The 17,876-nt window shown below is 76.0% G+C and carries 17 protein-coding genes; 6 read left to right on the forward strand and 11 right to left on the reverse strand.

The features are described from left to right. Window positions 1–67 precede the first annotated feature (67 nt). Both ftsL and rsmH read right to left on the reverse strand, forming a co-directional pair. On the reverse strand, window positions 68–580 hold the full coding sequence (gene ftsL / locus ABD345_RS24110; RefSeq protein WP_344554684.1) for a cell division protein FtsL: 513 nt from the start codon (window positions 578–580) through the stop codon (window positions 68–70). Between the two features lie 126 nt (window positions 581–706). After that, on the reverse strand, window positions 707–1,675 hold the full coding sequence (rsmH, locus tag ABD345_RS24115; RefSeq protein WP_344554685.1) for a 16S rRNA (cytosine(1402)-N(4))-methyltransferase RsmH: 969 nt from the start codon (window positions 1,673–1,675) through the stop codon (window positions 707–709). 714 nt (window positions 1,676–2,389) lie between these two features. On the opposite strand from rsmH, the gene ABD345_RS24120 reads away from it, so the two are divergent. From ABD345_RS24120 to ABD345_RS24130, 3 genes are read left to right on the forward strand one after another with little or no spacing between them, the layout of a single operon-like run. Next, window positions 2,390–3,337: an AAA family ATPase gene (locus ABD345_RS24120; protein WP_344554755.1), complete on the forward strand. Its 948-nt coding sequence runs from the start codon at window positions 2,390–2,392 to the stop codon at window positions 3,335–3,337. A gap of 1 nt (window position 3,338) precedes the next feature. Further along, a complete protein-coding gene (locus ABD345_RS24125; protein WP_344554686.1) occupies window positions 3,339–4,664 on the forward strand; it encodes a DUF58 domain-containing protein in 1,326 nt (441 codons plus the stop codon). Next, window positions 4,661–7,084, forward strand: coding sequence for a transglutaminase TgpA family protein (locus ABD345_RS24130; RefSeq protein ID WP_344554687.1), 2,424 nt, complete (start codon window positions 4,661–4,663; stop codon window positions 7,082–7,084). Before ABD345_RS24125 ends, ABD345_RS24130 begins: the two co-directional genes overlap by 4 nt. A gap of 103 nt (window positions 7,085–7,187) precedes the next feature. On the opposite strand, the gene ABD345_RS24135 is transcribed toward ABD345_RS24130, so the two are convergent. The 3 genes from ABD345_RS24135 to ABD345_RS24145 all read right to left on the reverse strand — a co-directional run bounded on the left by ABD345_RS24135 (window position 7,188) and on the right by ABD345_RS24145 (window position 9,165). Beyond that, a complete protein-coding gene (locus tag ABD345_RS24135; protein WP_033216855.1) occupies window positions 7,188–7,565 on the reverse strand; it encodes a DUF3040 domain-containing protein in 378 nt (125 codons plus the stop codon). Between the two features lie 229 nt (window positions 7,566–7,794). Further along, a complete protein-coding gene (locus tag ABD345_RS24140; protein ID WP_344554688.1) occupies window positions 7,795–8,547 on the reverse strand; it encodes a methyltransferase domain-containing protein in 753 nt (250 codons plus the stop codon). Window positions 8,548–8,664: 117 nt separating this feature from the next. Then, complete coding sequence (locus ABD345_RS24145; RefSeq protein ID WP_344554689.1) at window positions 8,665–9,165, reverse strand: SAV_6107 family HEPN domain-containing protein; 501 nt, start codon at window positions 9,163–9,165, stop codon at window positions 8,665–8,667. Window positions 9,166–9,646: 481 nt separating this feature from the next. On the opposite strand from ABD345_RS24145, the gene ABD345_RS24150 reads away from it, so the two are divergent. Continuing rightward, complete coding sequence (locus ABD345_RS24150; RefSeq protein ID WP_344554690.1) at window positions 9,647–10,258, forward strand: DUF4126 domain-containing protein; 612 nt, start codon at window positions 9,647–9,649, stop codon at window positions 10,256–10,258. A gap of 64 nt (window positions 10,259–10,322) precedes the next feature. After that, a complete protein-coding gene (locus ABD345_RS24155; RefSeq protein WP_344554691.1) occupies window positions 10,323–11,711 on the forward strand; it encodes a phytoene desaturase family protein in 1,389 nt (462 codons plus the stop codon). A gap of 7 nt (window positions 11,712–11,718) precedes the next feature. Here the strand turns inward: ABD345_RS24155 and ABD345_RS24160 are convergent, their stop codons facing one another. After that, a complete protein-coding gene (locus ABD345_RS24160; RefSeq protein ID WP_344554692.1) occupies window positions 11,719–12,498 on the reverse strand; it encodes a hypothetical protein in 780 nt (259 codons plus the stop codon). A 227-nt stretch (window positions 12,499–12,725) separates the two neighbouring features. Further along, window positions 12,726–13,640: a methylenetetrahydrofolate reductase [NAD(P)H] gene (metF, locus tag ABD345_RS24165; protein ID WP_344554693.1), complete on the reverse strand. Its 915-nt coding sequence runs from the start codon at window positions 13,638–13,640 to the stop codon at window positions 12,726–12,728. Between the two features lie 170 nt (window positions 13,641–13,810). On the opposite strand from metF, the gene ABD345_RS24170 reads away from it, so the two are divergent. Next, window positions 13,811–14,917 (forward strand): polyprenyl synthetase family protein, encoded by a 1,107-nt coding sequence (locus tag ABD345_RS24170; protein ID WP_344554694.1) that lies wholly within the window; start codon window positions 13,811–13,813, stop codon window positions 14,915–14,917. Between the two features lie 13 nt (window positions 14,918–14,930). On the opposite strand, the gene ABD345_RS24175 is transcribed toward ABD345_RS24170, so the two are convergent. Genes ABD345_RS24175 through ABD345_RS24190 form a run of 4 tightly spaced genes read right to left on the reverse strand, consistent with a single transcriptional unit; the run spans window position 14,931 to window position 17,858 of the window. Beyond that, a complete protein-coding gene (locus ABD345_RS24175; protein WP_344554695.1) occupies window positions 14,931–15,590 on the reverse strand; it encodes a VanZ family protein in 660 nt (219 codons plus the stop codon). Window positions 15,591–15,638: 48 nt separating this feature from the next. Continuing rightward, window positions 15,639–16,274, reverse strand: a complete 636-nt coding sequence (gene thiE / locus ABD345_RS24180) for a thiamine phosphate synthase (protein ID WP_344554696.1) — start codon at window positions 16,272–16,274, stop codon at window positions 15,639–15,641. After that, window positions 16,271–16,636: an Rv2175c family DNA-binding protein gene (locus tag ABD345_RS24185; protein ID WP_033216844.1), complete on the reverse strand. Its 366-nt coding sequence runs from the start codon at window positions 16,634–16,636 to the stop codon at window positions 16,271–16,273. The genes thiE and ABD345_RS24185 overlap by 4 nt, the downstream gene beginning before the upstream one ends. A gap of 16 nt (window positions 16,637–16,652) precedes the next feature. Next, window positions 16,653–17,858: an NAD(P)/FAD-dependent oxidoreductase gene (locus tag ABD345_RS24190; protein WP_344554697.1), complete on the reverse strand. Its 1,206-nt coding sequence runs from the start codon at window positions 17,856–17,858 to the stop codon at window positions 16,653–16,655. Window positions 17,859–17,876 lie beyond the last annotated feature (18 nt).

Here is a 17,876-nt window from a genome sequence, read left to right on the forward strand (position 1 = left end):
GGCTGCGGGCGGCCGGAGCCGGCGGCGGGGGTGCGGCGCGGGCGGGGGGCGTCGCCGGGCGGGCGGCTCACCGCTGCGCCCCGGCGGACGGGCTGGCGGGCGGGGCCGGGGCCAGGTCGATGCCGGGGTCGGCGGGGGACGCGCCCGCGCCCGGCTGGGCGGACCCGGACGCGGACCCGGAGGCGGTGGGGTCGGCGGTCGGCTCCGCGGCGGGGGCACCGGAGCCGGAGGCGGAAGCGGAGGCGGAGGGGTCGGCGCTGCTGGGGCGCGGCACCGGCGGCTTGTCCTGGGCGGGCTTGGCGGTGCCGGTGACCGTGCCGTCCGGGTTGAGGAAGGCCGGGTCGCCGCCGGGCACCATGCCGAGCGCGCGGGCCCGCTGCTCCAGCGCGTCGGGCGCGGACTGCTCGGCGATCTGCTGCTGGAGGGTCTGCTGCCGGTCGGTGGCCTCGGTGGTCTGCTTCTTGAGCCGGGCGAGCGTGAACGACCCTTCGTTCAGGGCGGTGTTGAGCATCAGCAGCCCGAGCAGCCCGGCCGACAGCAGGGCGACCACCAGCACCGCGAACGGGGTGCGTCCCCGCATCGAGCGCGCCCCGGGCCGGACGGTGATCCGTGCCCTGCCCCCCTGCCCGGGGACGCTCCCCCGGGTCCGCTCGCCGGCCACCGGCACCGCTCCACTCCCCTTCGCTCCGCTGCTCCCGGCGGCTGGCTACCTCCGGGTCCGTCTGATCCTCTCCGCCACCCGCAGCCGCACGGGCGCGGCGCGCCGGTTCTCCTCGATCTCCGCCTCGGTGGCCAGTTCGGCCCCGCGGGTGAGGAGTTTCAGCCAGGGCTGGAGCTCCTCGGGGATCACCGGCAGGCCCGGCGGGGCGGTGGAGGTGGCGCCCGCCTGGAGGTACTGCTTCACCAGGCGGTCCTCCAGCGACTGGTAGGACATCACCACGATCCGGCCGCCCACCGCGAGGGCGTCCAGCGCGCCGGGGATCGCCCGGTCCAGCACCTCCAGCTCGCCGTTGACCTCGATCCGCAGCGCCTGGAAGGTCCGCTTGGCCGGGTTGCCGCCGGTGCGCCGGGTGGCCGCCGGGATGGCGTTGCGGACCAACTCCACAAGACGAGCGCTGTTGGTGAACGGTTCCCGCTCGCGTTCCCGCAGAACGGCGGAGGCAATCCTCCCGGCGAACCGCTCCTCGCCGTAGACCTTGAGGATCCGGGCCAGGTCGCCGTGGCCGTAGGTGTTGAGGACCTCGGCTGCCGAGATGCCGCGGGTCTGGTCCATCCGCATGTCCAGCGGGGCGTCCTGGGCGTAGGCGAAGCCGCGGTCGGCCTCGTCCAGCTGCATCGAGGAGACGCCGAGGTCGAACAGCACGCCCTGCACCTCGGGGACGTCCAACTCGTCGAGGACGCGCGGGATCTCGTCGTACACGGCGTGCACCAGGGTGGCCCGGTCGCCGAACGGGGCGAGCCGCTCGGCGGAGAGCTTCAGGGCCTGCGGGTCGCGGTCGACGGCGATCAGGCGGACGTCCGGGAAGCGGGTCAGCAGGGCCTCGCTGTGGCCGCCCAGGCCCAGGGTGGCGTCCACCACCACGGCGCCGGGCGCCGAGATCGCCGGAGCGAGGGCGTCCAGGCAGCGCTCCAGCATCACCGGGATGTGCCGGGGGGCGGGGCTGTCGGTACTCATACGGGGGCGGGGCCCTTCCTCAGGTGCGGTGTGGCCGGGCCATTCTCGCGCACCGGGCGGGCCGGGCCGCACGCCGCCCGTGGTCCCCGCCCGCTCGCTCGGGGGAAGGAGCGACCGCCCGGCACCGGGGAAGGTGCGCCAGGTGGGCACGGAGCGGGAGGAGGCCGCGGGCTGCGTACGGGGCGGGCCCGGCGCGGAGAGCGGCCGGACCGCCCGATCCCCGGGCGCCGTCCGCCGTGCTCCACTGCGCCTGCAGCCTATCGTCCGCGCCCCGCCAGTCAACGCCCCGCTCCGGCGCACCACCCGGGCGGCCGTACCGGTTCGCGCAGGTCGGGCCGGTGGGCGGGGGTCGGCGGGGCCCGCCGGGGGCGGGGCGCGGGTGGCGGCGGGTGCGCCGGGCGAACCGGGGCGAAGCCGTTCGAACCGCTGTCCGCGGCGGACGGCGGACGGGCGGCTCCGCGGGATTGCCCGCTCCCGCGGCGAACCGCGGGGGCCCGTACCCCGTCCCAAACCGGGACAGCCTTCGCGTGTCGCCCGGGCGGGTGACTTCTGGCCGTGGGACAGGGAAGAATGCGCCAGGTATTCGGGGTGGGCCGGGCTCGAACCAGCCGCCCGGCGACTGTGCAACATGGGAGCTTACGGGTGACGACCATCAACGGGCAGGGCACGGAACAGCCGGAGCCGGGCCGCTACGACCGGCGGGAATCAGCCGGGATGGCGGAACTGGCGGCGGTGGTCGACCGGGTCCGGAAGTCCGTGGAAAGCGTGATCGAGGGCAAGCCGGAGGCGGTCCGGATCGCCCTGACGGTGCTCCTCGCCGAGGGCCACCTGTTGCTGGAGGACGTGCCGGGCGTCGGCAAGACCATGCTCGCCAAGGCGCTGGCCCGCTCGGTGGACTGCACGGTGCGCCGGATCCAGTTCACGCCCGACCTGCTGCCGTCCGACGTGACCGGCACCAACGTGTTCGACCAGCACCAGCGCGACTTCGAGTTCCGGCCGGGCGCGATCTTCGCGCAGATCGTGGTCGGCGACGAGATCAACCGGGCCTCGCCGAAGACCCAGTCCGCGCTGCTGGAGTCGATGGAGGAGCGCCAGGTCACCATCGACGGCACCACCCACGAACTGCCCTCGCCGTTCATGGTGATCGCCACCCAGAACCCGGTCGAGATGGAGGGCACCTACGCCCTTCCGGAGGCCCAGCGGGACCGCTTCATGGCCCGGATCTCGATCGGCTACCCCAGCGCCGAGGCCGAGTTCGCGATGCTCGACCTGCACTCCGCGGCCAACCCGCTGGACGACCTGCAGCCGGTCGCGCACGCCTCCGACCTGCTCAAGCTGATCGACCTGGTGAAGACCGTCTACGTCGCCGACCCGGTCCGCCGCTACGCCGTCGACCTGGTCGCCGCCACCCGCACCAGCCCCGAACTGCGGCTCGGCGCCTCCCCCCGGGCCACCCTGCACCTGGTCCGGGCGGCCCGCGCGCACGCCGCCCTGGAGGGCCGCGACTACGTGCTCCCGGACGACATCCAGGTGCTGGCCGCCCCGGTGCTGGCGCACCGCCTGCTGCCGACCTCGGAGACCCAGCTGAGCCGCCGCACGGTCGAGCAGGTCGTGCTCGACCTGGTGGCCCGACTGCCGATCCCGCGCCCGCAGGGCCGCTGAGGTGGCGCGGCCCACCCGCGCCAACGGGGTCCGCGCCGCGCTGCGCGGACTCACCACCCGGGGGCGCTCCTTCCTGGCGGCCGGCGTGACCGCCGCGCTCTGCGCGTTCGCGTTCGGCCAGGCCGCGCTGTTCCAGGTCGGCGTGCTGCTGGCGGTGCTGCCGCTGGCGGCCGCCGGGATGCTGGTGCGCACCCGCTACCGGGTGGCCTCCGGCCGCCGGCTCAGCCCGCACCGGGCCGCGGCCGGCCAGGAGGCCCGGGTGCACCTGCGGCTGGACAACGTCTCCCGGGTGCCCACCGGCCTGCTGCTGCTGGAGGACAAGGTCCCGTACGTGCTGGGCCCGCGCCCGCGCTTCGTGCTGGACCGGGTCGAGCCGCGCGGCTTCCGCGAGGTGTCCTACCGGGTCCGCTCGGACCTGCGCGGCCGCTACCCGCTGGGCCCGCTGCAGCTGCGGCTGTCCGACCCGTTCGGGATGTGCGAGCTGACCCGCGCGTTCAGCGCCGCCGACGTGCTCACCGTCGTCCCGCAGGTCCAGGACCTGCCGCCGGTCCGGCTGCCCGGCGAGTCCACCGGGCAGGGCGACTCCAACAGCCACACCCTGGCGCTGGCCGGCGACGACGACGTCATCCCGCGCGAGTACCGGCACGGCGACGACCTGCGCCGGGTGCACTGGAAGTCCACCGCCCGCTACGGCGAGCTGATGGTCCGCCGGGAGGAGCAGCCGCTGCAGGCCCGCGCCACCGTGCTGCTGGACACCCGGGAGACCGCGCACCGGGGCTCCGGCCCGGCCTCCTCGTTCGAGTGGGCGGTGTCCTGCGCCGCCTCGGTCGCGGTCGACCTGGTGCAGCGCGGCTACCGCACCCGGCTGCTCACCGACACCGGCCGCTCGGTGCCCGACCCCGGCGTGGGCGGCGGCACCGGTGCCGCCGAGTCCGTCGGCATGCTGCTGGACGCGCTGGCCGTGGTCGAGCTCTCCGACGCCGGCACCCTGGCCCGCGCCGAGGAGGTGCTGCGCCTGGGCGGCGAGGGCCTGCTGGTCGCGGTCGTCGGCGAGCTGGACGAGGAGCAGGTGGAGCGGCTGGCCCGGCTGCGCCGGCGCACCGGCGGCGCCGTCGTCCTGCTGCTGGACACCGGCACCTGGTCCGGCCTGCGGCACCTGCTGCCGGAGACCGCGGACGCGCAGGTCGAGGCCCGGGTGACCAGGCTGCGCGAGTCCGGCTGGACCGTGCTGCCGGTGCGGGCCGGCGACTCGCTGCCCGCCCTGTGGCGGGCCGCCGACCGCACCCAGAACAACTCCGTTCCCTACCGAGACGAGGTCGGCGCTTGACCACCCGGGCCAAGTTGACGCTCTGCGCGGCCCTGGCCACCGCCCTGGCCGCGCTCTGCCTGTCCCCGCTGTTCCAGGACGCCTCCGCGCTGGCCCCGCACTGGCTGCTGATGGTCGCCGTCGCGGCCGGCGCCGGGGCCGGGCTGCGCGCCCTGCCGCTGCCCCGGGCCCTGGTGCCGCCGCTGCAGCTGGTCGTGGTGCTGTACGTGCTGCTGCTCACCAGCGTGCAGTCCTCGATGAGCTTCGGCCTGCTGCCCGGTCCGGGCGCGCTGGACGCGGTCTCCTCGCTGCTGACCCAGGGCGGCACCGACGTCCAGGAGTACGCGATCCCCGCCCCGGCCACCGACGGCCTGCGGCTGATCGTGGTCGGCTCGGTGGCCCTGGTGGCCGTGCTGGTCGACGCGCTGGCGGTCACCTACCGCCGGGCCGCGGCCGCGGGCCTGCCGCTGCTCGCGCTGTACTCGGTGGCCGGCGGCCTGGCCGACTCGCCGGGGAGCCTGTGGCTGTGGTTCCTGCTCGCGGCGGCGGGCTACCTGGGCCTGCTGTACGTCGAGGGCCAGGACCGGCTGACCCGCTGGGGCCGGGTCTTCCACGGCACCGGCCGCTCCGCCGTGGCGCTGTCCAACGGCGGCCGCCGGATCGGCGTGATCGCGCTGGCCGCCGCCGTGCTGCTGCCGGTGTTCGTCCCGGCGGTCGGCACCGGCCTGTTCGGCGACCTGGGCAACCACGACAGCCGGGGCGGCGGCAGCGGGAACGGCGGGAGCGACGAGCGCTCGCTGAACCTGGTCGTCGCGCTCACCGCCAACCTGCGCTCCAGCGACGACACCGAGCTGCTGACCTTCTCCACCGACTCGCCCGACGTCGACCAGCTCTACCTGCGGATCGCCGAGCTCAGCGAGTTCAACGGCGAGGAGTGGCTGACCGGCCGGCAGGACCTGCAGCCGATCCCGACCACCGTGCCGGGCCCCGAGGGCCTGCTGCCGAACCTGCCGACCACCTCGGTCCGCACCACCGTCACGGTCTCCGACCAGCTGAGCACCGCCTGGCTGCCGATGCCCTACCCGATGTCCTGGGTGGAGCTGCCGTCCACCACCGACTGGCGCTTCGACCCGGTCGGACGCACCGTGAGCGGCGTGAACGGCCAGAAGAGCAAGGGGATGACCTACTCGGTCGGCTCGGTGTCGGTCAACGCCACCCCGGCCCAGCTGCGCGCCGCCGGGGCCCCGCCCGCCGACATCAGCAAGCGCTACCTGGGCCTGCCGTCCAACCTGCCGGCGGTGGTCGCCGACACCGCCCGGGACGTCACCAGGGGCAAGACCACCCCGTACGACCAGGCCGTCGCGCTGCAGCAGTACTTCACCAGCGGCGGCTTCACCTACAACACCAAGATCGACTCGCGCACCGGGCCGGACGCCATCGCCAAGTTCCTCCAGGACAAGGAGGGCTTCTGCGTCCACTTCGCCGCCACCATGGCCGCGATGTCCCGCTCGCTGGGCATCCCGTCCCGGGTCGCGATCGGCTTCACCCCGGGCAGCGGCAACGGCAGCGACCGGGTGGTGCGCAGCTCCAACTACCACGCCTGGCCCGAGCTGTACTTCAACGGCTACGGCTGGATGCGCTTCGAGCCGACCCCGACCCGGGGCTCCACCCCGCTGTACTCCGTGCAGCAGACCGCGCCCACCAGCGCGCCGAGCACCGCGCCCAGCAGCGCCGCGCCGAGCGCGCAGCCCTCCGCCCAGCCGTCCGCCTCCAGCAGCTGCCCCCCGCAGCAGCACCAGCTGGGCGACTGCGGCGACGAGAGCGCGGTGGTCGAGCACAAGGCCGTCGAGACGTCCTGGTGGCGGAGCTGGCCGGTCCTGCTGACCGTGCTGGGCGTCCTGGTGGTGCTGGCGGCGCTGTCCTTCCCGATGTTCTGGCGCGCCGGGCTGCGCCGCCGCCGCCTCGGCGCCGGCCGCCACCAGCCCGGCGCCGACGGGCCGCGGCTGACCGACGAGCAGGTGCTCGCCGCCTGGGCCGAACTCGTCGACTCCGCCTGGGACCTGGGCATCCCGCCGGACGAGGCCCGCACCCCGGGCAACGCGGTGCGCCGGCTGGCCGCGGACGTCCGGCTCGACCCGGAATCGGCGGCCGCCGCGGGCCGGGTCGCCCTCGCCACCGAGCGGGTGATGTACGCCCGCGAGTCCGACGCGCCCCCGCACCTGGGGGCCGACGTCCGCACCGCCCGCGAGGCGCTGCTGGTGCGCGCCACCCGGACCCGGCGGCTGCGCGCGCTGCTGCTGCCCGCCTCCGCGGTGCGGCTGTGGTGGCGCGCCCAGGACCGGGCCGCGGCCCGCCGGGAGCGCACGGCCGAACGGGTGGCGGCGGTCCGGGCCGCGCTGGCCGGGCCGTTCCGGCGGCTGCGCCGCAAGAAGCGGGGGTAGCCCCCGGCACGCAGAGATCCGCCCTGGGAGGAGAGCCCCTCCCAGGGCGGATCACGTTCTGCCGGTCACGCGGTGCTGATCACCTGGTGTCGGAGGATCGCTGCTACAGGCCGCTCTGTTCGTCGCGGCGCCGCTGCCAGCGCTGTTCCATTCGGTCCACGACGCCGGACTTCCGGCGTGGCGCTGCCGCCTGTCGTGGGCCGTGCCCGGCCGGGCCGCGGCGCCACGCGGTGACCGCGAGGACCGCACAACCGAGCATCACCAGGAACCCGATCACACTGACCCAGATGACCTGCGCGACCAGGCCGCCCATGAGCAGCGCGATGCCTGCCACGAACCCCGCAACGGCCAGGTAGACCCGCCGACGGGTGTAGGTGTGCAGGCCGGTTCCCTCGAGCGCTGACGCGAACTTGGGATCTTCGGCGTACAGCGCTCGCTCCATCTGCTCGAGCAGTCGCTGCTCGTGCTCCGAGAGCGGCACGGAGTCCTCCTACTCGTCGGTCGCGGGGCGACCGGTCCGCCACCCCTGGCTCGGGCCTGTGTGGTCCATATGCCCCACCGGTCTGGCCGTCATGCTTACCGGCTTTACCCAGATCATACGGTCCACGGCCGCGGTTCGGCGTGGTCAATCAGGCGTGGTGCGGGCCACCGCGTCGGCGGCCCGCACCCCTGCAACGAGCCAGGGGCCCGCTTGGTGCCCCCGCAGGGGGTCAGATCACCTCGGCGAGCAGGTGCAGCTGGGTGGCGACGGCGTGGAAGGCGGGCTGCTCGGCGGCCGCGAGTTCGAGCTTGAGCAGGGCGTCGAGCGCGCCGGGCTCGGTGTCGACCAGGACGCCGGGGACCAGGTCGGCGAAGACCCGGATGCCGTGCACGGAGGTGACCCGCAGCCCGGCGTCGGCGGCCAGCGCGTCCAGCTGCTCGCCGGTGAAGCGGCGGGGCATCGGGTCGCCGGCGCCCCAGCGGCCGTCGGCGGCGCCCAGCGCGGTGCGGGCCTCGGTGAACTGCCCGGCCACCGCGCGGGCCAGCACCGCGCCGTTGCGGTTGGCGGCGAGCAGGCTGACCAGGCCGCCCTCGCCGAGGGTGCCCACCAGGTTGCCGAGCGCCTCGGCGGGGTCGTCGACGACCTCCAGGACGCCGTGGCAGAGCACCGCGTCGACCGACCCGGCCGGAACCAGCTCGGGCAGGGTCTGGGTGTCGCCCTGGACGGCCCGGACCAGCTCGGTGACGCCCGCCTCGGCGGCCCGGCGCTCCAGCGCGAACAGCGCGTCCGGGCTGGGGTCGACCACGGTCACCCGGTGGCCGAGCCTGGCCACCGGCACGGCGAAGTTGCCGGTGCCGCCGCCGGTGTCGACGACCTCCAGGACCGGCCGTCCGAGCGCGGCGGAGCGCCGCTCCAGCGCCTCCCGCACCACCTCCCACACCACGGCGGTACGCAGCGCACTGCGGGGACGAGTCGGATACAAGGCGGCACCCCTCTTGGCAGGTCTTCCGCGTGGCGGTTCTTCCACGGCGGGAACGCCTCCCACCTTAGACCGACCGGTGCCGGCGCAGGGCGCGGCGCCGGGCGGCGGGAGCGGGGTTCAGGGGTGCAGGGCCAGGATCCGCTCCACGATGCGCAGGTACAGGGCGGTGTTGCGGATCAGGTCGTCCGCGTCCCGCTCGCCGGCGGCGCCGGCGATGCCCGCCTCGGCGGCCGCGCGGCGGCGCGCCCCGGCCGCGAAGTAGGCGGCCCACTCGGCGAGTTCGGGAGCAACCTCGGGCAGCAGCTCCCAGGCCGGGCGGATCGCCTGGCGGCGGCGCGGGCCCCCCACCGGGCGGCCGCGGACGGCGAGCACGGCGGCGGTGGCGCGCAGCGCGGCGAGGTGGGCGGTGGCGTAGCGCTCCAGCGGGTCCTGCCGGCCGCGGGCGTGCACCAGGGTGCGGTGCGCGTGCCGGAGCAGTTCGAGCGCGGCCGGCGGGGCGGCGGCGCGGCGCAGCACCGGGTGGGCGTCGGCCCCGCGGGAGGTGGGCAGGGTGGGTTGCTCGACGGCGGGTTGATCGACGGCAGGGCGGGCGACAGGCTCAGGACGGCTGATGGTCATGGGTCTCCCCCGTTCACTCCGGACCTTGCCCGGACCGGTCGGTCCGCGCATGCATCCATCGTGAACGGGGGGTCTGACAAGCCGGGGCCCCCCGACCCCGCTCCGTCGTCCCCCGCGGCCGGCCTCCCCGGAACTCCCCCCTGGGGGAGGGGCCCGGACTCCGCCGCCCCGTGTCGGCGGTGTCCGGGCCCCTCGTTCCGGCCGCTGGTCGCGCTCCGGGCCGTGGTGTCGGCCGTCGCTCCCCCTGACCGGCGGCCTGACCCCGAGCGCTCCGGGCGGCTCCGCCCGGCGGCGGCCTTCCCGGTGCCCCCTACTCTGCCGCCGCGCGGGGCCCGCGGGTATCCGTGCGGGTACTCAACCGGTGATCTGAGTACGGATACTCAGTCCCCCCGTCCGCCCGCCCTCCCCCGCCGCGGGCCGGGCCGGGTACGGTGTGCGCGTCCCGCCCGAGGTCCGGGCGGACGCCTGGAGGGGGGCCGACGTGGGGGCCGTTCCGCTGATCTTCACCAGCGGCTGGGCGAGCGGGATCAACGCCTACGCCGTGGTCCTGCTGCTCGGCCTGTTCGGCCGCTTCGGCGGGGCCGACTCGGTGCCGCCGGTGCTGGGGCGCACCGACGTGCTGCTCGCCGCCGGGCTGCTGTTCCTGTGCGAGGCGGTGCTCGACAAGATCCCGTACGTGGACACCGTCTGGGACGCGGTGCACACCGTGGTCCGTCCGGTCGCGGGCGCGACGGTCGGCGCGCTGCTGGCCGCCCACGACCCGGGCTCGCTGGGCGAGGTCGCCGCGGGCGCGGTCGGCGGGACGACGGCCCTGGTCAGCCACTGCGTCAAGGCGGGCCTGCGGATGGCCGTCAACACCTCGCCCGAACCGGCCTCCAACATCCTGCTGAGCCTCGCCGAGGACCTCTCGGTGGCCGGCCTGGTCACCCTGGCGATCTTCCACCCCTGGCTGGCCGCCTCGGCCGCCGCCGTCCTGCTGGCCCTCGGCGTGCTGGTGGTGTGGTTCGCGGTCACCCGGATCCGGCGGTTCTGGCTGCGCCGCAAGGAGCGCCGGGCGCTCCGGCGGGCCGGGGGCGCGGTGGCGGCGGGCTAGGGGCCGGGCCGGGGACGGTGGCGGCGGGCGGAGCGGTGGGCCCGGGCGCATAGGATCTGCTGCCATGGCTCGGATCATCGTCGTCGGCGCAGGCATGGGCGGTCTGGCCGCCGCTTCCCGGTTGGCCACCCTCGGGCACCGGGTGACGGTGCTGGAGGCGGCCGGGACGCACGGCGGGCAGGTGGGGTCGTACCGGCGGGAGGGGTTCGGGTTCGACACCGGGCCGGGGCTGCTCGCGCTGCCCGCCGTCTACCGGGACCTGGCGCTGAAGACCGGGCGGGAGCCGCTGGAACGGCTGGTCGGGCTGCGGCCGGTGGACCCGGAGAGCCGGCACCTGTTCCCGGACGGCACCGGACTGCTGCTGCCGAACGCCTCCCGGGGCGGGGTCGGCCAGGCGCTGGACGCCGCGTTCGGGGCGGGCAGCGGCGCCCGCTGGGGCGAACTGCTCAACCGGGGCCGCACGGTCTGGGAGGCCACCCGCCGTCCGCTGCTGGAGGAACCGCGCCCGGCGGTCGACCCGGCCGACCCGTACCCGGCCCCGCCGCGCCGCGGCCTGTCCCGGCTGCTGCCGCGCGGTCGGCCGACCCTCGCGGACGCGGCCCGCGAGCTGGGCGGCGGGCCGGGCCCGGCGGCGCTGCTCGGCGAGTACGCGCTGCGCTACGGGCTGGACCCGCGGACCGCGCCCGCCTCGGCGACCGTGCTGCCGTACATGGAGCAGTCGTTCGGCGTCTGGTACGTCGACGGCGGCCTGCGGGCGCTCGCCGACGCGGTGTTCGAGCGGTGCGGCGAGCGCGGCGCGGAGTTCCGCTTCGACACCCCCGTGCGGGCCCTGGAACTCGACGGCGAGCGGGTGGTGGGCGTGCGCACGGACGAGGGGGTGCTGGCCGCGGACGCGGTGCTCTCCGCCGTGCCCGGCCTGGGCGTCACCGCGCCCGCCGACCCCGCGCCGGGCCGGTTCACCGTGCTGCTCGCCCTGGACGGCGCCCGCCCCGCGGGCACCGCGCACCGCACCGTGGTGCACGCCGCGGACCCGGACGCCGAGGCCCGCGCGGTGTTCACCGACCGCGCGCTGCCGCCGCGCCCCACCGTGCAGGTGCTCCGCCCGGACGACCCCGCGCTCGTCCCCGGCCCGGACGCGGAGGCCGCCGTGCTGACCGTCACCGTGCCCGCCGACCTCACCCTCGCCGCGACCGAACAGGACGCCTACGCCGGGGAGTTGCTCGCCCACCTGGCCGCCGCCGGACTCGACCTGCGCCCCCGGCTGCGCTGGCGCGAGACCCGGCTGACCGCCACCGTCCCGCCCCCCTCGCTGGCCGGCGGGCACCTCGCCCAGGCCAACGGGCCGACCCGGCCGGGCCTGTACCTGATCGGCGCGCACGCCCACCCCGGCGGCGGGCTGGCCCGGGTCGGCATGTCCGCCTCGATCACCGCCGGACTGCTCGGCCCGGCCTGACGGGGCGTCAGTACTGCTGCTGGTAGTACCAGTCGTGGTCCTGCTGCGGCTGCGGCTGCGGCTGCTGCGGGACGTACGGCTGCTGGTACTGCTGCTGGGTGTAGGGGTCCTGGTAGACCGGCTGCCCGTACTGGTCGTAGCCGATCAGCTGCAACTGCGGCTGCTGGGGCTGGAGTTGGTGGGGCTGCGGCTGTGGCTGGGCGTACTGCTGCTGGTAGCCGTAGTCCTGCTGGTAGCCGTACTGCGGCTGCGGCGGGACCTGGTAGGCGGCCTGCTCCTGGACGTAGACGCCCGCGTCGAGCTGCTGGAACTCCTCGTACCCGGCCGACTGCGCGTCGTACGGGGAGTAAGGGGCGTACGGGTCGTGGCCGCCGGCGGAGTCGCGGTGGTCGGCGGACTCGTCCTCGACCGGGCCGACCTCGCCGACCGGCGCCACCTGCTGCGCGGCGACGACCTCGGCGGCCGTCCCGCCGGTCGCGGCGGACAGCAGCGGGACCTTCGCCAGCGGGCCGGGCAGCCGGCCGTCGGAGCGGCGCAGCGACCAGCCCACCGGGCGGTCGCGCTTGACCGAGTTGGTCACCATCAGCTGGCCGAGCCCGAACCCGGCGGCACCCGCCACTATCACCGCCACCGAGGAGGAGAGCATCCCGGCGACCACGCCCAGGAAGCCCAGCAGCGCGAGCGCCCGCCAGTGCAGCGGGGCGCGGTTCTGCAGCAGCAGTTCGGCCGTCAGCCAGAGCGCGACCAGGCCGAGCGCGCCGTAGAGGAGCAGGTACCCGATGCCCATCCCCGCAACCTCCAGACGCCACCATCACCGCGCGGTTGCGGGCGACTGTACAGCCTCCGGGCGAACACCACCTCATCCCGGACGCCCCCACGAGCCCCCGCCCCGGGCCCCGCGCAGCGGCCTCCGACCGCCCGAAAGCCCCGCGCAGCGGTCAGCAGGCACGGAGGCGCCCCCGCCCCGCGCAGCGACTCCCGGCGGCGCCCCGCCCGAAAGCCCCGCGCAGCGGGTCAGCGGGTGTGCAGGCCGAGGTTCTGGTAGATCTCCAGCGTCGAGGTGGAGTGGTTCAGCGTGATGAAGTGCAGGCCCGGGGCGCCCTCCGCGAGGAGGCGTTCGGCCATGCTGGTGGCGTGCTCCAGGCCGACGGCGCGGACGGCGGCCGGGTCGTCGACGACGGCCTCCAGCTTGCGGCGGAAGTCGTCCGGGAAGGCGGAGCCGGACAGCTGCGGGAAGCGCACCAGTTGGCGGCTGTTGGTGACCGGCATGATCTCCGGGATGATCGGCGTCTCGCAGCCGGCCGCGGCGACCCGGTCGCGCAGCCGCAGGTAGTCCTCGACCTCGAAGAACATCTGGGTGATCGCGTAGTCGGCGCCGGCCCGGCACTTGGCGACGAAGTGCCGGATGTCGTCGTCCCAGTTCTCCGAGCGCGGGTGCATCTGCGGGAAGGCCGCGACGCCGACGCAGAAGTCGCCGATGCCCTTGATGAGTTCGACGAGTTCGGCGGCGTAGCTGACGCCCTCGGGGTGGCGCACCCACTCGCCCATCGGGTCGCCGGGCGGGTCGCCGCGGACCGCGAGGACGTTGCGCACGTTCTGGTCGGCGTACTGGCCGATGATGTTGCGCAGCTCGGCGACCGAGTGGTCGACGGCGGTGAGGTGGGCGACGGGGGTGAGGGTGGTCTCGGTGGCGATCCGGCCGACCAGGTCGACGGTACGGCCGCGCGAGGAGCCGCCCGCGCCGTACGTCATGCAGACGAAGTTGGGTTCCAGGGATTCGACGCGGCGGATCGCGTCCCAGAGCTTGCGCTCGCCGTCCTCGTTGCGCGGCGGCATGAATTCGAAGGAGAAGGAGCGGTCGCCGGCGGCCAGCAGGTCGCGCACGGTCTGTGCGCGGTCGCTTCTGGTGGAGGGGATCCCGAGTGCCATGCAGGAAGGTTATCCGTCGGCGGCTCGGCGCGGACAAACGCCGTCCACCGGCTGAGACGCCACTTGAGATTTTCGGCCGGACGGTTCAGGGCCGCCGGGCGGCGGGTGGAACGGGCCACCCCGGCCGGAGCGTTAATCTGACTGTCAGCCCCCTCGATCCGGAGTCTCAGGTGCCCTCCTCCATCCGTCTTCCCCGCAACCCCGTCGACGCGGAGGACGTGCGCGACCGCGTGAACCGCACCCTCGGCACGTTCATGGTCGAGCGGACGGCCCTGCTCTCCGGGATCTCCGACCAGCTCGGCCCGGTCGCCGACGCGCTGCGCGACTTCCTGCTCGACGGCGGCAAGCGGCTGCGCCCGGCGTTCTGCTATTGGGGGTGGCGGGCGGCCGGCGGCGCCGCCGACGAGCCCGGGATCGAGCGCGCGGCGGCGGCGCTGGAGCTGCTGCAGGCCAGCGCCCTGGTGCACGACGACCTGATGGACCGCAGCGACACCCGGCGCGGCCTGCCCGCCGTCCACCGCCGCTTCGAGAACCTGCACCGGGCCGGCGGCTGGCGCGGCGACCGCGAGCAGTACGGGGCGTCCGCCGCGGTGCTGCTCGGCGACCTGCTGCTGATCTGGTGCGACGAGCTGTTCCAGCGCTCGGGGCTGCCGGTGGCCGCCGTGTCGGCCGCCAAGCCCGCCTTCGACCTGATGCGCACCGAGGTCATGCTCGGCCAGTACCTGGACGTGCTGGAGCCGGTCGCGGGCGACTCCGCCGACGACGGGGCGGTCCACCGGGCCCGGACCGTCCTGCACTACAAGTCCGCGAAGTACACCATCGAGCGGCCGCTCCAGGTCGGCGCGCTGCTGGCCGGGGCCGCCCCCGGCCTGGTCGACGCCCTCGGGAACTTCGGCCTGCCGCTGGGCGAGGCGTTCCAGCTCCGCGACGACCTGCTGGGCGTCTTCGGCGACCCCGCCGTCACCGGCAAGCCGGCCGGCGACGACCTGCGCGAGGGCAAGCGCACCCTGCTGGTCGCGCACGCCGTGCGCGGCCTGGGCCCGGCCGACGCCGCGCACCTGGACGCCCGGCTCGGCGCCCCCGGCCTGGACGCCGACGAGATCGCCGAACTGCGCGACCTGATCACCCTCAGCGGCGCCCCCGACCTGGTCGAGGCCCGGATCGACGCGCTGCTCACCGAGGCGCTGGACGCCCTGGACGCGGCCCCGGTCGCCGACGGCCCGACCCGCGAGGTGCTCCGGGCGCTGGCCGACGCCGCGACGGTCCGCAAGTACTGACGGAGGGCCCGGGTCAGGCCCTCCGCCACCAGCGGCGCGCGGCCAGCGCGGCCAGCGCCGCCCCGCCCGCGTTCAGCAGCACGTCGTCGACCGAGGAGACCCGGTCCAGCCGCAGCGCGTACTGGGCCGCCTCCACCAGCACCGAGCAGGCCGCGCCGAGCGCCAGCACCCGCCACACCGAGGCGAACGCCGCGAACCGCACCGGGAGCAGGAAGCCCAGCGCCGCGAACACCAGCATGTTGCCGACGATCTGGGCCGCCGCGGTGGCGGGCGGGCCGGCGGCGACGATCTCCGCGACGTCGTGCAGCGGCACCAGGTTGACCCGGCGGCGCGGGCCGCCCGGGTCGACGCCCGGCAGCAGGATCATCCACACCCAGGGCGCCGTCCCGTAGAGCGTGCCGACCTCGGCCAGCGCCGAGCGCCGCGCCCACCCCGGCTCCGCCCCGGCCGCCCGGCGGCGGCGGGCCAGCGCCCAGACCGCCAGCACCGCCACCGGCAGGGCGGCCGCGGCCAGGAAGACGATCCCGTTGACCGTGCCGACCCAGCCGTTCCACCCGGCGCGGTGGCCGCCCAGCGGGCGCTGGGCCAGGAAGGCGACGACGGCGGCGCCGAGCAGCGCCGGAACGAGCAGGGCCGCCCGGCGGGCCCGGCGGGCGGGCGCGGTGAGGTTCATGCCTGCACGGAGTGCGAACCGCCCGCGTACGGTTCCCGCCCGGAGGGTCTAGCGCAGGCGGGCGGCCAGGGCGGCGGCCGCCGCGGCCGGGTCCTCGGCGGCGGTGAGGGCGCGGACCACGACGATCCGGGTGGCGCCCGCGTCGAGGACCTGCTGGAGGTTGTCCTGGTCGATGCCGCCGATGGCGAACCAGGGGCGCTCGGGGCGCCGCGCGGCGGCGTAGCGGACCAGGTCGAGGCCGGGGGCGTGGCGGCCGGGCTTGGTCGGGGTGGGCCAGACCGGGCCGGTGCAGAAGTAGTCGACGCCGGGTTCGGTGAGCGCGGTGTCGACCTCGCCCTCGGCGTGGCAGGAGCGGCCGATCAGCACGTCCTCGCCGAGGATGCGCCGGGCGACGGCCACCGGGAGGTCGTCCTGGCCGAGGTGCAGCACGTCGGGGCGGGCCCCGTACGCGACGTCGGCGCGGTCGTTGACGGCGAGCAGCTTGCCGTGGCGGCGGGCCGCGTCGGCGAAGACCTCCAGGTGCGCCAGCTCCTGCTTGGCCTCCAGGCCCTTGTCGCGGAGCTGGACGATGTCGACGCCGCCGCCGAGCACCGCGTCCAGGAACTCGGGCAGGTCGCCCTGCTCGCGGCGGGCGTCGGTGCAGAGGTAGAGCCGGGCGTCCGCCAGGCGCTCCCGGGCCGTCACAGGGCCATGGCCTGGGCGCGGCGCTTGACCTCGGTGCCGCGGTTCTCGCGCAGGGCCTGGATCGGGCTGCCGGGCAGGGAGTCGTCCTCGGTGAACATCCACTCCAGGATCTCCTGGTCGGAGAACCCGCAGTCGCGCAGCACGGTGAGGGTGCCGACCAGGTGCTTGACCGGGCCGTCGTCCTCGATGAAGTCGGCGGGGACCTGGAGGGACTTGTTGGGGCCGCGGCGGACGGCCAGCAGGGTGCGGTTGCGCACCATGTCACGGACCTCGGTGATCACCACGCCCCACCGCTCCGAGATGTCGGGCAGGTACAGCCAGGCGGGGACCAGGGCGTCAATCTTGGGATCAATCTCGCTCACGCCCCCAGCCTAGGCGCTACCGGGCGGCGGCCTTCAACTGGACGGCCGGGTCGGCGGCGCGGGCCGGGTCGAGCGCGCCGCCGCGTTCGATCAGGCGGCGGCCCTGGGCCAGGTCGCGCGGCCGGTCGACGGCGAGCAGCGCGACCAGGGCGCCGTCGCGCAGCCAGAGCACCGTCCAGTCCGGGTCGGACGGGGAGCCGCGCCACAGCAGGTGGTCGGCCCCGGCGTGCCGCCCGGCGTACTGGACCATCCGGCCGAACTGCTCGGACCAGAAGTACGGGACGGGGTCGTACGGGGTGTCGAGGGTGCCGAGCAGGGAGGCCGCGGCGGCGGCGCCGGAGTGCAGGGCGTGGTCCCAGTGCTGGACGGCGAGCCGGGTGCCGGAGCGGGCGGAGGGGTAGGCGGCGCAGTCGCCGGCCGCCAGGACGCCGGGCAGGGCGGTGCGCAGCCGGTCGTCGACCGGGAGCGTGCCGTCGGGGTCGGGGACGAGCGGGCCGCCGAGCAGCCAGTCGGTGGCGGGGCGGGCGCCGATGCCGACCACGACCTCGTCGGCGGGCAGGTGGGTGCCGTCGGTGAGCAGCACCCCGCCGTCGGCGGCGCCGGCCACCGCGGCGCCGCAGCGCAGGTCGACCCCGGCGGCGGCGTACCAGTCGGCCATCAGGGCGCCGAGTTCGGCGGGCAGCGCGCCGGCCAGCGGGGTGGCGGCGGCCTCCACCACCGTGACCTCGCAGCCGAGTCCGCGGGCGACGGTGGCGGTCTCGGCGCCGATCCAGCCCGCGCCGACCAGCACGATCCGGCGGCCGGGGGTGAGCGCGGCGCGCAGCGCGTGGGCGTCGTCGACGGTGCGCAGGGTGCGGGCGCCGGGCAGGCCGGGGAGGGTGCGGGCGGTGGCGCCGGTGGCGATCACCAGGGCGTCGTAGGGCAGTTCGCCGCGGTCGGTGCGCAGGACGCCGTCGGCGAGGCCGGTGGCGCGGCGGCCGGTGAGCAGGTCGACGCCGAGCCCGTGCCAGTCGATCTCGAAGGCGGTGGCGTCGGCCTTGCCGAGCAGCACGTCCTTGGAGAGCGGGGGCCGGTCGTAGGGCAGGTGCAGTTCCTCGCCGACCAGGGCGAGCGGGCCCTGCCAGCCGCCCTGCCGCAGCCCGAGGGCGGCCTGGGCGCCCGCCATGCCCGCGCCGACCACGACGACCCGGTCCGTTGCCTTCAGCTCAGCCACGGCGTCCACCCTACCCACGCGCCTTCG

Source organism: Kitasatospora saccharophila (genome assembly GCF_039529925.1).
Lineage (GTDB): Bacteria > Actinomycetota > Actinomycetes > Streptomycetales > Streptomycetaceae > Kitasatospora > Kitasatospora saccharophila.

Bases quoted from the DNA above. Each gene is read 5' to 3' on its own strand.
- rsmH (WP_344554685.1), bottom strand. From the start codon at position 1,675: ATGAGTACCGACAGCCCCGCCCCCCGGCACATCCCGGTGATGCTGGAG.
- metF (WP_344554693.1), bottom strand. From the start codon at position 13,640: ATGGCACTCGGGATCCCCTCCACCAGAAGCGACCGCGCACAGACCGTG.
- ABD345_RS24145 (WP_344554689.1), bottom strand. From the start codon at position 9,165: ATGACCATCAGCCGTCCTGAGCCTGTCGCCCGCCCTGCCGTCGATCAA.
- ABD345_RS24120 (WP_344554755.1), top strand. From the start codon at position 2,390: ATGGCGGAACTGGCGGCGGTGGTCGACCGGGTCCGGAAGTCCGTGGAA.
- ABD345_RS24155 (WP_344554691.1), top strand. From the start codon at position 10,323: ATGGCTCGGATCATCGTCGTCGGCGCAGGCATGGGCGGTCTGGCCGCC.
- ABD345_RS24175 (WP_344554695.1), bottom strand. From the start codon at position 15,590: ATGAACCTCACCGCGCCCGCCCGCCGGGCCCGCCGGGCGGCCCTGCTC.
- ftsL (WP_344554684.1), bottom strand. From the start codon at position 580: ATGCGGGGACGCACCCCGTTCGCGGTGCTGGTGGTCGCCCTGCTGTCG.
- ABD345_RS24160 (WP_344554692.1), bottom strand. From the start codon at position 12,498: ATGGGCATCGGGTACCTGCTCCTCTACGGCGCGCTCGGCCTGGTCGCG.